The following is a 15,076-nucleotide window of genomic DNA, read 5'->3' as shown; positions in this document are numbered from 1 at the left end:
CGCACTCGTTCCGGACGGCCCGGGGGAGGTCCGTATGCGCGCCCTGATCGCCGCCGCGACCGGCTTCGTCCTCGCGTTCGTACTGGTCCTCGCGATCAGCTCGCTGGGTTCGCCCACCGGCGACACGTCCCCCAAGCCGATGCTCACCACGGTGCCCCCGCACCCGTGACCGCCCGCCCGGGAGGGAGGCCGAGATGCGCCGTACGGCCAGTCTGATCCTGCTCGCCGTCGCCGTGTTCTTCGCGGCGCTGTCCCCGCTGCTGCGCTGGTACGCCTTCCCGCGCCTGGCCGAGATCCCCGCGAACCAGTACCAGGACATGGTCCTCGAGGCGAAGAACGCCACCCTCCTCGACTACGGCACGATGAAGGCGAAGAAGGTCTCCAAGGTCACCATCGTGCAGACCCTCAAGGGCGATGTGGAGGCGGCCCGGAAGATCGAGAAGACGGCGGGGCGGGACGTGGTCGTCTGGAACGGCCTGTCCTACGTACAGGGCCCCGACGGCAAGATGGTCTCCAAGGTCCCCGAGCGCTACATCTTCGACGCCCACTCCCAGGAACCCGTCCACGCCACCGGCGAGATGGTCGACGGCGATCCCGTCAGGCGGGACGGCATCGAGTTCAAGTGGCCCTTCCTCACGCAGAAACGGGACTACGAGTACTTCGACGCGCAGACCCGCACCACCAACCCCATCCACTACCAGGGCACCCGGACGTTCCGCGGCCTGAAGGTCTACTACTTCGAGCAGACCATCCCGTGGACCAAGGTGAGCATGCCCAAGACCATGCCGGTCAAGGGCATCACCCCCGAGACGGTCGCCAAGACCGGCACGACCCGCTGGTACACCACCGTCCGCAGATTCTGGGTCGAACCCGTCACCGGCGCCCCCGTCTACGGCGAGGAGAGCCACCAGGAGGAACTGCGCGGCGGCACCCTGCTCGGCGGCCGCGCCAAGGTGACGGCGTTCGCGGGGGACGTGAAGATGCGCGAGGACTACATCCAGCACACCGTGGCCCTGGTCGAACACAACCGCACGATCATCCTGCTGATGACGTCGTACCTGCCCTGGGGCTTCCTGATCCTGGGCACCCTGCTGCTGGCGCTGTCCCTGTACCTGGAGGCACACGGCCGCAGACCATCGGACCCCGACCCCTCGCCGGCCCCCACACCGGAGCCGGTCAGCGCCTGAGCCGGGCGTTGGTGTGGCGGGTCGGTTCGGCGGTGGCCGGGTCCTCGGGCCACGGGTGCTTCGGATACCGCCCGCGCAGTTCGGCCCGTACGCCCTTGTAGCCGTCCTTCCAGAAGGACGCGAGGTCGGCGGTGACGGCGGCGGGCCGCCCGGCGGGGGACAGGAGATGGACGAGCAGCGGCACCCCCGCCACGACGGGCGACTCGCGCAGGCCGAACATCTCCTGAAGCTTCACGGCGAGGACGGGCCGCTCCGGATCGCCGTAGTCGATCCGGATTCTGGACCCACTCGGTACGGTGATCCGCTCGGGGGCGAGCTCGTCGAGCCGCGCGGCTTCACCCGAGGACCAGGGCAACAGCCGCCCGAGCGCCGCCCCCGCGTCGATCCGCGCCAGGTCCGCGCGTCGCAGGGCCCGGCCGAGTTCGGGCTCCAGCCACTCGTCCACGCGCGTGTACAGCGCCTCGTCGGACACGTCCGGCCAGGGCTCCCCGACCCGCAACCGCAGGAAGGCCAGCCGCTGCCGCAGCCCGACGGCCTCCACCGGCCACCGGAGCAGCCCGAGCCCCTCCTGCCGCAGCCCCTCGACCAGCGCCTGGCGTACGAGGCCGGAATCGACGTCCTTCAGAGGCCGCACCGCCAGCTCGACCGCCCCCAGCCGCTCCACCCGGCGCGCGACGACGTCCCCGTCCCCCCAGCGCACCTCGTCCCGCTCCTCGTACAGCGCGCGCGCCGCGGACCGCGCGAGCTCCTCGTCGACCGCGGCCCCGAGCCGCACGCGCGCGTGCCCCTTGCCGAGCGGCCGGTCCGCCACGGCGACGGCGATCCAGGGCGCCCCGTGCAACGGCGACCCCTCGGCGAGCTCGGCCCGCGTCCCGGAGACCATGAGGTACGACCCGCCGTCGAGCTTGGCGACCCGCTCGGGAAACGCGAGAGCGGCGACGAGCCCGGCGATCCGGTCGTCGCCGGTCACGGCACCGACCTGGGCGTCCACTGGTGACCGGGGGCCACGGGTGGGTGGGTGCGAAACCCCCTCCGACACGACGGCCCGCAGCCGCCGAACCTCAGCAGCCCACCGCTTGGCGTACGCGTCGCCGCCACGCCGCGCGACACGCAAGGCCGACGCCAGGTCATCCCCGTAATCCCTGGGCGCCTCTTCACTCAGCAGCGCGACAACCTCCGCACCCGCGCCAGAGGTGTCCAGCAACGCCCTCCCCAGCCGGGGATGCAATCCCAGCCGAGACAACCGCATCCCTCGCTCGGTGGCCCGCCCGGCCGTGTCCACGCCCCCGATCGCAGCGAGGGCGCTCCGCGCCGAAGCCATCGCCCCGCCGGGCGGAGCATCGAGCAACGCCAGCCCGGAGGCGTCCGGATCGCCCCAGCAGGCCACTTGGAGGGCGAACGCGGTCAAATCGGCCACCTTGATCTCCGGCGACGGAAACCGCGGCAGACGCCCGTCCTCGGCCTCGGACCAGCACCGGTACACGACCCCCGGCGCCTCACGCCCGGCCCGCCCGCCCCGCTGCCGCCCGGCCGCGTGCGACGCCCGTACCGTCGTCAGCGCGCTCAGCCCGCGCGCGTGGTCCACCCGCGGCTCCCGGGCCAGCCCCGAGTCGACGACCACCCGCACCCCGGGAACCGTCAGCGACGACTCCGCCACGGAGGTCGCCAGCACCACCCGCCGCCGCCGCCCGGGCACCAGCACGGCGTCCTGCACCGCCGCCGGTGCCCGCCCGTGCACCTGGAGCACATCCACGTCACCCAGGTCCCCCAGCAGCCCGGCGACCCGCGCGATCTCACCCACGCCCGGCAGGAAGCACAGCACGTCCCCCGCGCACTCCGCCAGCGCCCGCCGCACCACCGACGCCACGTGCGCGAGCAGCGCCGGATCCACCCGCATGCCGTGCGGCGGCCGTACCGCACGCACCGGGGGCGCGTAGACGATGCCGACCGCGTGAGCGGAACCCCGGGCCTCGACGACCGGCGCCCCGCCGAGCAGCCGCGCCCATTCCCTCCAGTCCGTCGTCGCCGACGCGGCCACCAGCCCCAGCTCGGGCCGCAGCGTCTCCCGGACGTCCCACAGGAACGCGGCCACCGTGTCGGCGTCCAGATGCCGCTCATGGCACTCGTCGAGCAGGACCACGTCGACACCGGTCAGTTCCTGGTCCCGTTGCAGCCGCTGCAGCAGCACACCGGTCGTGACGACCTCCACGCGCGTGTGCCGGCCCACGACCCGCTCGCCGCGCACGGTGTGACCGACGCTGTCGCCGGCCTTCTCGCCCAGCAGCCAGGCCATCCGCCGGGCGGCGGCCCGAGCCGCGATCCGCCGCGGCTCGGCCACGACCACCCGCCGCGCGGGCCCGTCGTCTCCGAGCAGCCCGGCCAGCGCGAGCGGAACCAGCGTCGTCTTGCCGGTGCCGGGCGGCGCACCGAGGACGGCGGCGCCGTGCCCGTCCAGGGCCTCGTTCAGCGCGGGCAGGGCGCCGCGTACGGGCAGGGCGTCCAGGGCGTCGTAACGGATCACACGTTCAGTCTCGTACGCACACGAAGATCGCCGTCCCCGGGATCAGGTTTCCCCGCAGCGGCGACCACCCGCCCCACTCGGAGCTGTTCCAGGCCGGCCACTCCGGCTCCACCAGGTCCACCAGCCGGAAGCCCGACGCCACGACGTCCCGGACCCGGTCGCCGAGCGTCCTGTGGTGCTCGACGTACACCGCCCGGCCCTCGTCGTCCTGCTCGACGTACGGCGTGCGGTCGAAGTAGGAGCCGGACACCGACAGGCCCTCGGGCCCGGGCTCGTCCGGGAACGCCCAGCGGACCGGGTGCGTCACCGAGAACACGAACCGGCCGCCCGGCCGCAGCACCCGGCACACCTCGCGCAGTACCAGCCGCGGGTCGGCGACGAACGGCAGCGCCCCGTACGCCGAGCACGCCAGGTCGAAGGAGCCGTCCGCGAAGGGCAGCGCGCCGGCGTCGGCGCACACCAGCGGAAACGATCCGCCGATGCGCAGCCCGTGCTGGAGCTGGCGGTGCGAGAGGTCCAGGGCCACCGGGCGGGCTCCCTGGGCGGCCAGCCAGCGCGAGCACTGGGCGGCGCCCGCGCCGATCTCCAGTACGTCCCGGCCCTTCAGGTCCTCGGGCGGGCCGAGCAGCTCCGCCTCCACCTCGTCCAGGCCCTCGGGGCTCCACACGAAGCGGTCGTCACCGAGGAACGTGCCGTGTTCGATCTGGTACTCGTCCGCGTTCCGGTCCCACCAGCCCCGGTTGGCCCGGGAACTCTCCGTCGTCCCGGCGGCACGCCGGGTGGCTTCCGGTTCGAACGGTTCGGGCTCTTGGATGATCGGCTCCCTCGTCGTACTCTTCCGTGCAACCCGCCGGGGTCGTGTCACCGAAGAGGTCCCTCAGGCCTGCTTGGCCTCGTGGGACGGTTCTTGTGCCGGGTATGCGGCGATCCGCCCCGGGTGTGCGGCTTCGCGCATTGACCCTGTCCGGCTGCCCCCGTATGCTACAAGTTGCGCTGCGGGCCTGCGCACCTCAGACGTAGCAGGCTGCGCTCGCATCTGTTGTATGTCCCCTCGGTTGTCGAGGCGTCATCACCCATACCGGTGGGGCGCTTCCTTGGCTGTCCGGCTTCTGCAGAGCGAAACGGGCTCCCGGCGTAAGCAGTACCTACGACTTCAATGTCCGTACCGGAGCCCTTTCCCACATGACGAGCAGCACCGAGACCACCGCCACCACCCCGCAGGTTGCGGTCAACGACATCGGTAACGAGGAAGCCTTCCTCGCCGCTATCGACGAGACGATCAAGTACTTCAACGATGGCGACATCGTCGACGGCGTCATCGTCAAGGTTGACCGGGACGAGGTTCTCCTCGACATCGGTTACAAGACCGAAGGTGTCATCCCGAGCCGCGAGCTCTCGATCAAGCACGACGTCGACCCCAACGAGGTCGTCGCCGTCGGTGACGAGATCGAAGCCCTTGTTCTCCAGAAGGAGGACAAGGAAGGCCGCCTGATCCTCTCGAAGAAGCGCGCCCAGTACGAGCGTGCCTGGGGCACCATCGAGAAGATCAAGGAAGAGGACGGCATCGTCACCGGTACCGTCATCGAGGTCGTCAAGGGTGGTCTCATCCTCGACATCGGCCTCCGCGGCTTCCTCCCGGCCTCCCTGGTCGAGATGCGCCGTGTCCGCGACCTCCAGCCCTACGTGGGCAAGGAGCTCGAGGCGAAGATCATCGAGCTGGACAAGAACCGCAACAACGTGGTCCTGTCCCGCCGTGCCTGGCTGGAGCAGACCCAGTCCGAGGTCCGCCAGACGTTCCTCACCACCCTCCAGAAGGGTCAGGTCCGTTCCGGCGTCGTCTCCTCGATCGTCAACTTCGGTGCCTTCGTGGACCTGGGTGGCGTCGACGGTCTGGTGCACGTCTCCGAGCTGTCCTGGAAGCACATCGACCACCCCTCCGAGGTCGTCGAGGTCGGCCAGGAGGTCACGGTCGAGGTCCTCGACGTCGACATGGACCGCGAGCGCGTCTCCCTGTCGCTGAAGGCGACCCAGGAAGACCCGTGGCAGCAGTTCGCCCGCACCCACCAGATCGGCCAGGTCGTGCCCGGTAAGGTCACGAAGCTGGTTCCGTTCGGTGCGTTCGTCCGCGTGGACGAGGGCATCGAGGGTCTGGTCCACATCTCCGAGCTGGCCGAGCGCCACGTGGAGATCCCGGAGCAGGTCGTCCAGGTCAACGACGAGATCTTCGTCAAGGTCATCGACATCGACCTCGAGCGCCGCCGCATCAGCCTCTCGCTGAAGCAGGCCAACGAGTCCTTCGGTGCCGACCCGGCCTCGGTCGAGTTCGACCCGACCCTGTACGGCATGGCCGCGTCCTACGACGACCAGGGCAACTACATCTACCCCGAGGGCTTCGACCCCGAGACCAACGACTGGCTCGAGGGCTACGAGACCCAGCGCGAGGCGTGGGAGCACCAGTACGCCGAGGCGCAGCAGCGCTTCGAGCAGCACCAGGCGCAGGTCATCAAGTCCCGCGAGGCGGACGAGAAGGCCGCTGCCGAGGGCGGCGACGCTGCGGGTGCGGCTCCGGCCGCGTCCGGTGGCGGTTCGTACTCCTCCGAGGGCCCGGACACCTCCGGCGCGCTGGCCTCGGACGAGGCGCTCGCCGCGCTGCGCGAGAAGCTGGCCGGCGGCCAGAGCTGAACGCTGCCGCTTAGGCGATAGCTGGTCCTGAGGGGCCGCACCTTTCGAGGTGCGGCCCCTCAGGCGTATTCGCGGCCCGGACTGCAGCCGGGCCCCGTCGAAGACGCACCGATTCCTGATCATGGCGGTGGCGCGGGAATGCCCACGTTCCAGGGCGCGTTGTGCTCTATGAACACGAGGAGGGGCGGTCACTGTGCTTGATCCGCAGGGTTTGTACGCGTGGGAGCCGAAGGGGCTGGCCGTCGTCGACATGGCGCTGGCCCAGGAGTCGGCCGGTCTTGTCATGCTCTACCACTTCGATGGATACATCGACGCGGGGGACACGGGCGACCAGATCGTCGACCGGCTCCTCGACTCGCTGCCCCACCAGCTGGTCGCCCGCTTCGATCACGACCGGCTCGTGGACTACCGCGCGCGCCGCCCGCTGCTGACGTTCAAGCGCGACCGCTGGACCGAGTACGAGGAACCCGCCATCGAGGTCCGGCTCGTCCAGGACACCACCGGTGCGCCCTTCCTGCTGCTGTCGGGTCCGGAGCCGGACGTGGAGTGGGAGCGGTTCGCCGCGGCCGTACGGCAGATCGTGGAGCGCCTCGGCGTCCGCGTGTCCGTGAACTTCCACGGCATCCCCATGGGCGTCCCGCACACGCGGCCCGTCGGCCTCACCCCGCACGGCAACCGCACCGACCTCGTCCCGGGACACCGCAGCCCCTTCGACGAGGCCCAGGTGCCCGGCAGCGCCGAGTCGCTCATCGAGTACCGCCTCATGGAGGCGGGCCACGACGTCCTGGGCGTCGCCGCGCACGTCCCGCACTACATCGCGCGCTCCCCGTATCCGGACGCCGCGCTGACCGTCCTGGAGGCCATCACGGCCGCGACCGGCCTGGTCCTCCCCGGAATCGCGCACTCCCTGCGCACGGACGCCCACCGGACCCAGACCGAGATCGACCGCCAGATCCGCGAGGGCGACGAGGAGCTCACCGCCCTCGTCCAGGGCCTCGAGCACCAGTACGACGCCGCGGCGGGCGCCGAAACCCGAGGCAACATGCTCGCCGAACCGGCCGACATCCCGTCCGCGGACGAGATCGGCCTCGAGTTCGAACGCTTCCTGGCGGAACGCGAGGGCGACAACTGACACCCAGCCGCTGTGCCCGGCGGCTCATGCCGCAGCCGCGGTGCTCGGCCCGCCTTCCTCAGCCGTGCGCTCACCCTGACAGCAGGGCGGCAGGCTCCCAACCCGTTCGGCGGACTCCGCCGCAGCCGCGGCGCTCGCCCCGCCCTCCTCAGCCGATCCGCCGGCCGGTCCCTGGGCTGCGCTCACTCTGACAGCGGGGTGGCAGGCCCCGAACCTGTCCGGCGGTCTCCACCGCACCCGTGCTGTCCGCCCCGCCCTCCCCAGCCGATCCGCCGGCCGGTCCCTGGGCTGCGCTCATCCTGACGGTGGGGCGGCAGGCCCCGAACCTGTCCGGCGGACTCTGCCGCGGCCGCGGTGCTCGGCCCGCCCTCCTCAGCCGATCCGCCGGACAGGCCCTAAGCTTCCGCTCATGCTGACAGTGGGCCTGACCGGTGGCATCGGCGCCGGCAAGAGCGAGGTGTCGCGGCTGCTCGTGGAGCACGGAGCCGTGCTGATCGACGCGGACCGCATCGCGCGCGAGGTCGTGGCGCCCGGCACCGAAGGGCTGGCGGCCGTCGCGGAGGCCTTCGGCGACCAGGTGCTCGCCGAGGACGGCAGCCTGGACCGGCCGAAGCTCGGCTCGATCGTCTTCGCCGACCCGGAGAAGCTGGCCCGGCTCAACTCGATCGTGCACCCCCTGGTGGGCGCCCGCTCCCGCGAACTGGAGAACGCGGCGGCCGAGGACGCCGTCGTCGTCCACGACGTCCCCCTCCTCGCGGAGAACGCCCTCGCTCCGCTGTACGACCTCGTGGTCGTCGTCGACGCCACCCCTGAGACCCAGCTCGACCGGCTGGTCCGGCTGCGGGGCATGAGCGAGGAGGACGCACGCGCGCGCATGGCCGCACAGGCGACCCGCGAGAAGCGCCTGGAGATCGCGGACATCGTCATCGACAACGACGTACCGCTGCAGGCACTGCGGCAGCGGGTCCGCGAAGTGTGGGACGACCTGGCGCGCAGAGCACACGCCCCGCGAGGGGGCGCCCCGGCGCCGCCCCAGGAATAGCGGCCTCCGATCCGGGCGTTGAACCCTTCCAGTGAGGGAAGGACTGTGCCGTGCCCGAGATCAGCGGTTCCACCGGACGTACTCCGGAGACCCATGTCATCGACTTCCGTGCCGCCGAGCAGTTGCTCAACGCACGGGACCCGCGGGGCGCGGTGAAGCTGCTCGACGGAGTCATCGCCGCGCACCCGGAGAACACGGCCGCGCGGCTGCTGCGCGCGCGTGCCTTCTTCGCCGCCGCGCAACTGCGGCCCGCGGAGCTCGAATTCACCATCGTCCTGGAGCGCGAGCCGGACAACGCCTTCGCGCACTTCGCCCTCGCCCGCACCTATGAACGCCAGGGACGGCACGACCAGGCCACGCGCCACTTCCGGCTGGCGGCCGCGCTGGACCCCAACCCGCAGTATCTGAAGGCGGCGCGCTTCGACTCCTGACCGCTTCGACTCCTGACCGCTGCGACCCCCGACCGCCGGTCACGGATGCCGGTGCCGCGGCGGCCGGAGCGGCGGTCGGCGCCGTGGCCTGCGGTAGACCGGGGGGTCGTCCACCGGACGGTACGGCGGGACGTCCCGGCCCGGCTGGTAGTGCGGGCCCTGCCGGATGTGCCGGACGATCAAGGTCATGTCGACGGCGGTCACCAGCCACAGCACCCCGCACGCCGCCGCCCACCCGGAACGCCCGGCGAGCGTGAACACCGCCGTGCCGAAGATCGCCCAGGCCATACCCCACACGCTCAGCCACAACCGCGCCCGCAGCGCACTGCGCGCGGTCGCCGGCTCACTGCCCGTACGCATCACCGTTCACGCTCCTGCCTCTCACGTACCCTTCGACGAGGACGTTCACCCAAGGGGGACCGCACCGTGCTGCCGGACGCCGACGACCTGCCCGAGCTGCTTCTCGACCTCGCCGTACCGCACGAGGACATCAACGAACTGGTCGGACTGCGGAGCACGGTGACGGGCGACCCGGGCGTGCTGCGACTTCTGGCGGAGTGCGTGGAGGAGCTGGTCCAGGACATCGGGGAAATCGGCAGGACGCCGGACATCGACGAGCGGATCGCCGCCGCCCCGGCCGCCCTGGCCCGGCACTTCGCCGTGTACGTCTTCCTCGCCGCGGTGCCGCACGCGCGCGCTTACCACCGCGAGCGCGGCATCACCGCCGATGTCTCCCGCCGCACCCTCGCCGACCTCGGCCGAAATCTCGCCGCGCACCGCAGACGGCACGGCACGGCCGGTGTGCAGTCCCCGCGCTGGCTGGCCCATCACTTCCGCGGTGAGCTGTACCAGCTGGGGCGCCTTCAGTTCGAGCGGGCGGCGCTCGCGGAGCGTGCCGCACCGGGGCTGGCGGCGGCCGGGCTGCCGGCGGCACCGGGCGATCCCTGCCTCGCCGTCCACATACCCGACTTCCACGGTCCGTTGACCCCGGCGGCCTGTGACCGCTCCGTGGCGCTGGCGCGGAAGTTCTTCGCCCTGCATTTTCCCGAGGAGCCGTACTCGACCGCGGTGTGCCATTCCTGGCTGCTCGACCCGCAGTTGAGGCGGTACCTGCCCGCGCAGTCCAACATCGTCCGCTTCCAGGAGCGGTTCCGCCTCGCCCGCGAGGACACGGAACCGGCCGACCAGGAGCCCGTCCGGTTCGTCTTCGGCGACCCGGACCTGCCGGTGGGGGAGTTGCCGCGCCGGACCTCCGTGGAACGGGCGGTCGGCGATCACCTGCGGGCCGGAGGGCACTGGTACATCGGGGACGGCTGGTTCCCGTTGCGGCCCGAATAACTCGAACGAGTGAACAAGGGCCGTGCGGGAACGGCCGTGCGGGCACCGGCCGTTGTCCGGGCATGAAGGTCGAAATGCGTGAGGGATACGACGGAACCGGACCCGGTGCGATCACCCCGGACGGCTGCGCGGTGGAGTTGTACTCGCGGCTTCCGGTGCGCGACGAACCCGACATCATCGCGGCGGCGGTCCCCGCCGGGGCACACATCCTGGAACTGGGCAGCGGAGTGGGCCGCGTGACCCACTCACTGCTGGAACGCGGGTTAACGGTCACGGCGGTGGACGAGTCCGCCGAGATGCTCGAGCGCGTCCGCGGGGCGCGCACGATATGCAGTCCGATCGAGGACCTCGACCTGGGCGAGAAGTTCGACGTGGTGATGCTCGCGTCGTTCCTGGTCCACGCCGGGGACGTCGAGGTCCGCCGGGGACTGCTGCGCACCTGCGCCCGGCACGTGGCGGAGGGCGGCTGCGTGCTGATCCAGCGGGAAGGAGGGAACTACCACACCGAACTGCCGCGCGAGCGGGTGGACCCCACCGGCTTCACGACGCGGATAGTGTCGGCGGAGCCGGTCGGCGACGGGGTGAACTCGGTCCGCGCCGAGTATGTGTTCCCCGACGCGGTGTGGACACAGACGTTCTTGAGCCGGCCACTGTCGAAGGAGCAGTTCGAGGAGGCGCTGGCGGAAGCGGGACTGGAGGTGGACGAGTACCTGACCCCGGACCGGGTGTGGGTGAGAGCGGTGCGCCGATGAGTTTTCGGCCAAGGGCGGGTCTACATCGGTGACAGCAACCGAGACCGCGCCACCCAGGAGAACCCCATGGCCGAGACCACCGCCCCTGCCACCTACGTCAGCCCCGCCACCGTCGGCCGCGCCTCCGTCAGCCCAGCCGCCTCCGCGCCGGCCCGCGGTCGCCGTCCACAGATCGCCCGCGTCACCCTGCGCACGGTGCAGGTGCTGCTCGCCCTCTTCTACGGGATCGCGAGCGCGCTGCCCAAGCTGATCGCCCACCCGTCGGCCGTCGAGTCCTTCGACAAGATCGGCTGGGGCAGCGCGGGCATGTACACGATTGGTGCGCTGGAACTCGCGGGGGCCGTGGCCCTGCTGGTCCCGGCGCTCCAGTCCCTGGCGGCGATGGCGCTGAGCGCGCTGATGGTGGGTGCCTTCATCGTCCAGCTCACTGTCTTCGACGGTCAGTACGCCGCGACACCGCTGATCCTGATCGTGCCGCTGGCCCTGATCGCCTGGGCCCGGCGCGGGCACAACGCGCAGCTGCTGCGGCTGCTGCGGCCGACCCGGTGACGGACGAGCGTGACCGTGACGTCACTGTCCCCCGGGCCCGGTGCGCCCCCTGAGCCCGTTCAGCGCCCGCAGGCGCTCCAGTTCGCGGCGGTCGCGCTTGGTGGGGCGGCCGGCGCCGGGGTCGCGGAGACCAGCGGGGGCCACGGCCTCGCGGGGCGGGGGCGGCGGGGAGTTGTCGATGTAGCACTGCTGGGCCACGGGGGCGCCGACCCGCTTGCGGATCAGGCGCTTGACGATCACGACCCGTTCCCGGCTCTCGTGCCGCAGCCGCACCTCGTCGCCGACGCGCACGGAGTACGCGGGCTTGACGCGTTCGCCGTTCACATGGACGTGTCCGCCACGGCAGGCGGTGGCCCCGAGGGAGCGGGTCTTGATCAGCCGGACGGCCCAGATCCAGCTGTCGATGCGCACGGTCTCACCGCCCGCGGGACCGGCCGCCTCGGCCGCGGCCACGGCGGCGGCGACCTTCGGGTCGACGGTGTCGCGGGTGGTGTCCTCGTCCGCATCCTGGGAAGCCATGCTCCCGACCTTAGCTCGCCGGGGCGGGGGAACCGGACCCGATTTTCCTCCCGGAGGAACCGGTCCCGGCGCAGCCCCTACGGTGGAGGCATGACTACCAGCGGCCTTGCACGGCTCGACGGCCGCGTCGCGGAGTGCCGGGCCTGCCCCCGGCTGGTCGCCTGGCGGGAGGAGGTCGCCCGGACCAAGCGGGCCGCCTTCGCCGACTGGACGTACTGGGGGCGGCCGGTGCCCGGCTTCGGGCCGCCCGACGCCCGGCTGCTGATCATCGGCCTCGCCCCCGCCGCGCACGGCGGCAACCGCACCGGCCGCATGTTCACCGGTGACCGCTCCGGGGACGTGCTGTACCAGGCGCTGTACGACGTGGGACTGGCCTCGCAGCCCACCTCCGTGCGCGCCGACGACGGACTCGAACTGTACGGCGTCCGCGTCACCTCGCCCGTGCACTGCGCCCCGCCCGCCAACAAACCGACCCCGGGGGAACGGGACACGTGCCGGCCCTGGCTGGTGCAGGAGCTGCGGCTGCTGCGGCCGACGCTGCGGGCCGCCGTGGTGCTCGGCGCCTTCGGGTGGCAGGCCGCGCTGCCCGCGTTCGCCGAGGCGGGCTGGAACGTCCCCCGCCCCCGCCCGGCCTTCGCCCACGGCACCCGCGTGGCGCTCGACGGCCTGGAAGGCCCGGACGGCCTCGACGTCTTCGGCTGCTTCCACGTCAGCCAGCGCAACACCTTCACCGGCCGGCTCACCCCCGAGATGCTGCGCGAGGTACTCCGCACTGCGGCGGAAACGGCCGGGCTGCCGGCCTGACCCGGTGTCACCCGGCGTCGGCGGCCTCGCCGAAGAGGTGCCGCACCGTGGACCGGTAGTTGGCCTGGACGTGGCGGAGCGCGTGGGCGCGGGCGCGGTCCGGGTCGCCGGAGGCGATCGCCTCGTACAGCTCGCGGTGCTCCATGAGCAGTTGGGGCCACTCCTCGTTCTGCCGGGTCAGCCAGCGCAGGCGGCCGTCGACCGGTTCCATGACCGAGATCAGCAGGCTGTTGCCCGCCAGGGCCCGGATGCGGTCGTGGAAGCGGGTGTTGACGTCGGTGATCGTCTCGGCGTCCCCCGTCTCGGTGGCCGTGGCCGACTGGGCCAGCAGCTCGCGCAGCTCCGCCAGCGCCTGGGTGGTCGCCCGTGACGCGGCGAGCCCGGCCGCGTACACCTCCAGGGCCTCGCGCAGCTCGAAGAGTTCGGGAACTGGTGGACGTACCGGTCGTCGACATCACGGAGGCCGCGGCCCACCTGGCGTGTCTCCTCGGGCGGCGGTACGGCGTGGTCACCACCCTCGAGCGCTCGTGCGGGCAGATCCAGGACAGCCTGGAGACCGCCGGGGTGGCACGCAACTGCGCCGCCGTCGTCGGCACCGGACTGGGAGTCCTCCACCTCGGCGACGACGACGAACGCACGGAGACCGCCTTCCTGGCGGCGGCCGAGCGGGCCCGCGAGGCAGGCGCGGAGGTACTGGTGCTCGGCTGTGCCGGGATGACGGGCTTGCAGCGGGCGCTGGGAGAGAAGCTCGGGCTACCGGTCGTCGACGGGGTCGGCGCGGCGGTGAAGCTGGCCGAGTCCCTGGTCTCGCTGGGCCTCACGACGAGCCGGACGGGCACCTACGAAAAGCCCCTCCCCAAGCGGAGACTGTGGGGCCGCCCGTCCGCCTGATCACGGCCGCCACTCATAACGAACGTCCGGCTCCCGCTCCTCGTTCCCGCTGCCGTCCGTGAACTCCACCGCGACGAACCCGTGCCGCTCGTAGAAACGGTGGGCGGGCTTGTTGACCTGGAAGGTCCACAGGGTGAGCCCCTGCGGGGCGCGCTCCTTGGCCAGCGCGACGAACCGGTCCCCGACACCCCGCCCGCGCCACTCCGGGGCAAGGTAGAGCTGGGACAGCGTCTCGCCGTGGAGCACCATCACCCCGACGACCGCGCCCGCCGCCTCGGCCACCCAGGTCTCCCGCCGCGGCACCAGGACATCCCGGAAGTACCGGCGCACCTCGTCATCGGAGAGCGGCCGGACGACCGTGGGCAGCGCGGCGGCGAAGGACCGCAGCCAGACGTCGGCCGCGGCGGCGGAGTCGGCATCGACCGCCCTGCGCAGGACGCTCTCTTCCCCGGCACTCATTCGGGCACCACAGCCGTGGCCGTGATCTCCACGAGCTGCCCGGTGTACCCGAGGCACGCCACGCCGATCAGCGTCGACGAGTGCGGCCCCGCACTGAGCCCGGAGGCCTCCACCACCTCCCACACGGCGGACAGCACCGACGGTTCACCGCTCACCACGTACACGTCCGTCGACACGACGTGGGCCAGGTCGCTTCCCACCGCGGCCAGTTGCTCCCGCAGATTGCGGATCACCTGCTCCGCCTGCCGCACGGGATCTCCCGGCCCGACGACCTCCCCCTCCTCGTCCAGAGGCACCGAGCCCGCCAGGAACGCGAGCTTCGTGCCGGCCTCTACGACGGTGGCGTGGGAGTAGGTGGGGGGCGGGAAGAGACCGGGGGCGGTGACGCGCCGGATCATGGGCGGGGCTCCTGGGTTCGAATGACGGACAACCATCCGATCATCCGAACGACCGCCCGTCGCCGCATCCCAATTTCCAGGCGGTGAACAGCGGTTCGAGGAAGCGGCTGGGCGCCCCGTGCCAGAAGACGGCGAGCGCGCCGTGCGCGCCGACCTGGCCCAGTTCGCGCAGCAGGTCGCCGGTGCTGCGCCGCTCGGCCGGCCACTCCAGGTGCTCCCGGTCCTGTTCGGGGCCGGAGCGGACGAGCCCGTCCATGACCGTGTCGATGGCGGCGATCCGGGGCCGCAGTTCCTCCCCGCCAGTGGACATCGGTCCCGCGCCCGTCGGCACCGACCTCGACCCGGAGCGCCCCACCGTCCTCGGAGTGTCG

At 72.0% G+C, this 15,076-nt stretch carries 17 protein-coding genes and 2 pseudogenes; 11 read left to right on the top strand and 8 right to left on the bottom strand.

All coding sequences use genetic code 11. From position 1 onward, the window contains the following. Window positions 1-34: 34 nt before the first annotated feature. Together ACH45E_RS11795 and ACH45E_RS11790 are read left to right on the top strand one after the other, a co-directional pair. A complete protein-coding gene (locus tag ACH45E_RS11795; RefSeq protein ID WP_361437185.1) occupies window positions 35-169 on the top strand; it encodes an SPW_0924 family protein in 135 nt (44 codons plus the stop codon). 25 nt (window positions 170-194) lie between these two features. Further along, window positions 195-1,187: a DUF3068 domain-containing protein gene (locus ACH45E_RS11790; protein ID WP_361437183.1), complete on the top strand. Its 993-nt coding sequence runs from the start codon at window positions 195-197 to the stop codon at window positions 1,185-1,187. Here ACH45E_RS11790 and hrpB read toward each other — a convergent pair. Both hrpB and ACH45E_RS11780 read right to left on the bottom strand, forming a co-directional pair. Beyond that, window positions 1,177-3,708, bottom strand: a complete 2,532-nt coding sequence (hrpB, locus tag ACH45E_RS11785; RefSeq protein ID WP_361437181.1) for an ATP-dependent helicase HrpB — start codon at window positions 3,706-3,708, stop codon at window positions 1,177-1,179. The genes ACH45E_RS11790 and hrpB overlap by 11 nt on opposite strands. Window positions 3,709-3,712: 4 nt before the next feature. Then, window positions 3,713-4,573: a class I SAM-dependent methyltransferase gene (locus ACH45E_RS11780; protein WP_361437179.1), complete on the bottom strand. Its 861-nt coding sequence runs from the start codon at window positions 4,571-4,573 to the stop codon at window positions 3,713-3,715. Window positions 4,574-4,890: 317 nt separating this feature from the next. Here ACH45E_RS11780 and rpsA point away from each other — a divergent pair, with 317 nt between their 5' ends. The 4 genes from rpsA to ACH45E_RS11760 all read left to right on the top strand — a co-directional run bounded on the left by rpsA (window position 4,891) and on the right by ACH45E_RS11760 (window position 8,995). Further along, complete coding sequence (rpsA, locus tag ACH45E_RS11775; RefSeq protein WP_361437177.1) at window positions 4,891-6,390, top strand: 30S ribosomal protein S1; 1,500 nt, start codon at window positions 4,891-4,893, stop codon at window positions 6,388-6,390. A gap of 193 nt (window positions 6,391-6,583) precedes the next feature. After that, window positions 6,584-7,522 carry a PAC2 family protein gene (locus ACH45E_RS11770; protein ID WP_361437175.1) on the top strand — a complete coding sequence of 313 codons (939 nt, stop codon included), beginning with the start codon at window positions 6,584-6,586 and terminating at the stop codon, window positions 7,520-7,522. Between the two features lie 409 nt (window positions 7,523-7,931). Then, on the top strand, window positions 7,932-8,564 hold the full coding sequence (gene coaE / locus ACH45E_RS11765) for a dephospho-CoA kinase (protein WP_361437173.1): 633 nt from the start codon (window positions 7,932-7,934) through the stop codon (window positions 8,562-8,564). Window positions 8,565-8,614: 50 nt separating this feature from the next. Then, window positions 8,615-8,995 carry a tetratricopeptide repeat protein gene (locus tag ACH45E_RS11760; RefSeq protein WP_361437171.1) on the top strand — a complete coding sequence of 127 codons (381 nt, stop codon included), beginning with the start codon at window positions 8,615-8,617 and terminating at the stop codon, window positions 8,993-8,995. 39 nt (window positions 8,996-9,034) lie between these two features. Here the strand turns inward: ACH45E_RS11760 and ACH45E_RS11755 are convergent, their stop codons facing one another. Further along, window positions 9,035-9,355, bottom strand: coding sequence for a DUF6343 family protein (locus ACH45E_RS11755; RefSeq protein WP_361437169.1), 321 nt, complete (start codon window positions 9,353-9,355; stop codon window positions 9,035-9,037). Between the two features lie 66 nt (window positions 9,356-9,421). On the opposite strand from ACH45E_RS11755, the gene ACH45E_RS11750 reads away from it, so the two are divergent. The 3 genes from ACH45E_RS11750 to ACH45E_RS11740 all read left to right on the top strand — a co-directional run bounded on the left by ACH45E_RS11750 (window position 9,422) and on the right by ACH45E_RS11740 (window position 11,634). Beyond that, the gene (locus tag ACH45E_RS11750) at window positions 9,422-10,333 is read left to right on the top strand and encodes an acyltransferase domain-containing protein (RefSeq protein ID WP_361437167.1); all 912 of its coding nucleotides are present in this window, start codon (window positions 9,422-9,424) and stop codon (window positions 10,331-10,333) included. Window positions 10,334-10,407: 74 nt separating this feature from the next. Continuing rightward, window positions 10,408-11,085 carry a class I SAM-dependent methyltransferase gene (locus ACH45E_RS11745; RefSeq protein WP_361437165.1) on the top strand — a complete coding sequence of 226 codons (678 nt, stop codon included), beginning with the start codon at window positions 10,408-10,410 and terminating at the stop codon, window positions 11,083-11,085. Window positions 11,086-11,151: 66 nt separating this feature from the next. Then, window positions 11,152-11,634, top strand: coding sequence for a DoxX family protein (locus ACH45E_RS11740; RefSeq protein WP_361437163.1), 483 nt, complete (start codon window positions 11,152-11,154; stop codon window positions 11,632-11,634). A gap of 21 nt (window positions 11,635-11,655) precedes the next feature. Here ACH45E_RS11740 and ACH45E_RS11735 read toward each other — a convergent pair whose 3' ends face one another. Beyond that, window positions 11,656-12,153 carry an RNA-binding S4 domain-containing protein gene (locus ACH45E_RS11735; protein WP_361437161.1) on the bottom strand — a complete coding sequence of 166 codons (498 nt, stop codon included), beginning with the start codon at window positions 12,151-12,153 and terminating at the stop codon, window positions 11,656-11,658. A 90-nt stretch (window positions 12,154-12,243) separates the two neighbouring features. On the opposite strand from ACH45E_RS11735, the gene ACH45E_RS11730 reads away from it, so the two are divergent. Continuing rightward, window positions 12,244-12,957, top strand: coding sequence for a uracil-DNA glycosylase (locus tag ACH45E_RS11730; RefSeq protein WP_361437159.1), 714 nt, complete (start codon window positions 12,244-12,246; stop codon window positions 12,955-12,957). A gap of 7 nt (window positions 12,958-12,964) precedes the next feature. Here ACH45E_RS11730 and ACH45E_RS11725 read toward each other — a convergent pair. Next, window positions 12,965-13,387: pseudogene (locus ACH45E_RS11725) on the bottom strand (GntR family transcriptional regulator); the annotation flags it as partial. Between ACH45E_RS11725 and ACH45E_RS11720 the strand changes: the two are divergent. Further along, a pseudogene (locus tag ACH45E_RS11720) lies at window positions 13,375-13,848 on the top strand (aspartate/glutamate racemase family protein); the annotation flags it as partial. The pseudogenes ACH45E_RS11725 and ACH45E_RS11720 overlap by 13 nt on opposite strands. Here ACH45E_RS11720 and ACH45E_RS11715 read toward each other — a convergent pair. From ACH45E_RS11715 to ACH45E_RS11705, 3 genes are read right to left on the bottom strand one after another with little or no spacing between them, the layout of a single operon-like run. Next, window positions 13,849-14,307, bottom strand: coding sequence for a GNAT family N-acetyltransferase (locus tag ACH45E_RS11715; protein ID WP_361437157.1), 459 nt, complete (start codon window positions 14,305-14,307; stop codon window positions 13,849-13,851). It lies immediately after the preceding pseudogene. Then, window positions 14,304-14,705: a RidA family protein gene (locus ACH45E_RS11710; protein ID WP_361437155.1), complete on the bottom strand. Its 402-nt coding sequence runs from the start codon at window positions 14,703-14,705 to the stop codon at window positions 14,304-14,306. Before ACH45E_RS11710 ends, ACH45E_RS11715 begins: the two co-directional genes overlap by 4 nt. 40 nt (window positions 14,706-14,745) lie before the next feature. Next, the gene (locus ACH45E_RS11705; protein WP_361437153.1) at window positions 14,746-15,015 is read right to left on the bottom strand and encodes a hypothetical protein; all 270 of its coding nucleotides are present in this window, start codon (window positions 15,013-15,015) and stop codon (window positions 14,746-14,748) included. Window positions 15,016-15,076 lie beyond the last annotated feature (61 nt).

This window comes from Streptomyces sp. NPDC020299, assembly GCF_044387825.1.
Classification (GTDB): Bacteria; Actinomycetota; Actinomycetes; order Streptomycetales; family Streptomycetaceae; genus Streptomyces.
The sequence above is the reverse complement of the archived record's forward strand: the minus strand, read 5'-3'. Positions and strand labels throughout refer to the sequence as shown.

What these genes read in the sequence shown, in the direction of transcription:
- ACH45E_RS11740 (WP_361437163.1), top strand. Translation starts at nt 11,152, where the DNA reads ATGGCCGAGACCACCGCCCCTGCCACCTACGTCAGCCCCGCCACCGTC.
- ACH45E_RS11715 (WP_361437157.1), bottom strand. Translation starts at nt 14,307, where the DNA reads ATGAGTGCCGGGGAAGAGAGCGTCCTGCGCAGGGCGGTCGATGCCGAC.
- ACH45E_RS11755 (WP_361437169.1), bottom strand. Translation starts at nt 9,355, where the DNA reads ATGCGTACGGGCAGTGAGCCGGCGACCGCGCGCAGTGCGCTGCGGGCG.
- ACH45E_RS11735 (WP_361437161.1), bottom strand. Translation starts at nt 12,153, where the DNA reads ATGGCTTCCCAGGATGCGGACGAGGACACCACCCGCGACACCGTCGAC.
- rpsA (WP_361437177.1), top strand. Translation starts at nt 4,891, where the DNA reads ATGACGAGCAGCACCGAGACCACCGCCACCACCCCGCAGGTTGCGGTC.
- ACH45E_RS11745 (WP_361437165.1), top strand. Translation starts at nt 10,408, where the DNA reads ATGCGTGAGGGATACGACGGAACCGGACCCGGTGCGATCACCCCGGAC.
- ACH45E_RS11730 (WP_361437159.1), top strand. Translation starts at nt 12,244, where the DNA reads ATGACTACCAGCGGCCTTGCACGGCTCGACGGCCGCGTCGCGGAGTGC.
- ACH45E_RS11795 (WP_361437185.1), top strand. Translation starts at nt 35, where the DNA reads ATGCGCGCCCTGATCGCCGCCGCGACCGGCTTCGTCCTCGCGTTCGTA.
- ACH45E_RS11790 (WP_361437183.1), top strand. Translation starts at nt 195, where the DNA reads ATGCGCCGTACGGCCAGTCTGATCCTGCTCGCCGTCGCCGTGTTCTTC.
- ACH45E_RS11705 (WP_361437153.1), bottom strand. Translation starts at nt 15,015, where the DNA reads ATGTCCACTGGCGGGGAGGAACTGCGGCCCCGGATCGCCGCCATCGAC.
- ACH45E_RS11710 (WP_361437155.1), bottom strand. Translation starts at nt 14,705, where the DNA reads ATGATCCGGCGCGTCACCGCCCCCGGTCTCTTCCCGCCCCCCACCTAC.
- coaE (WP_361437173.1), top strand. Translation starts at nt 7,932, where the DNA reads ATGCTGACAGTGGGCCTGACCGGTGGCATCGGCGCCGGCAAGAGCGAG.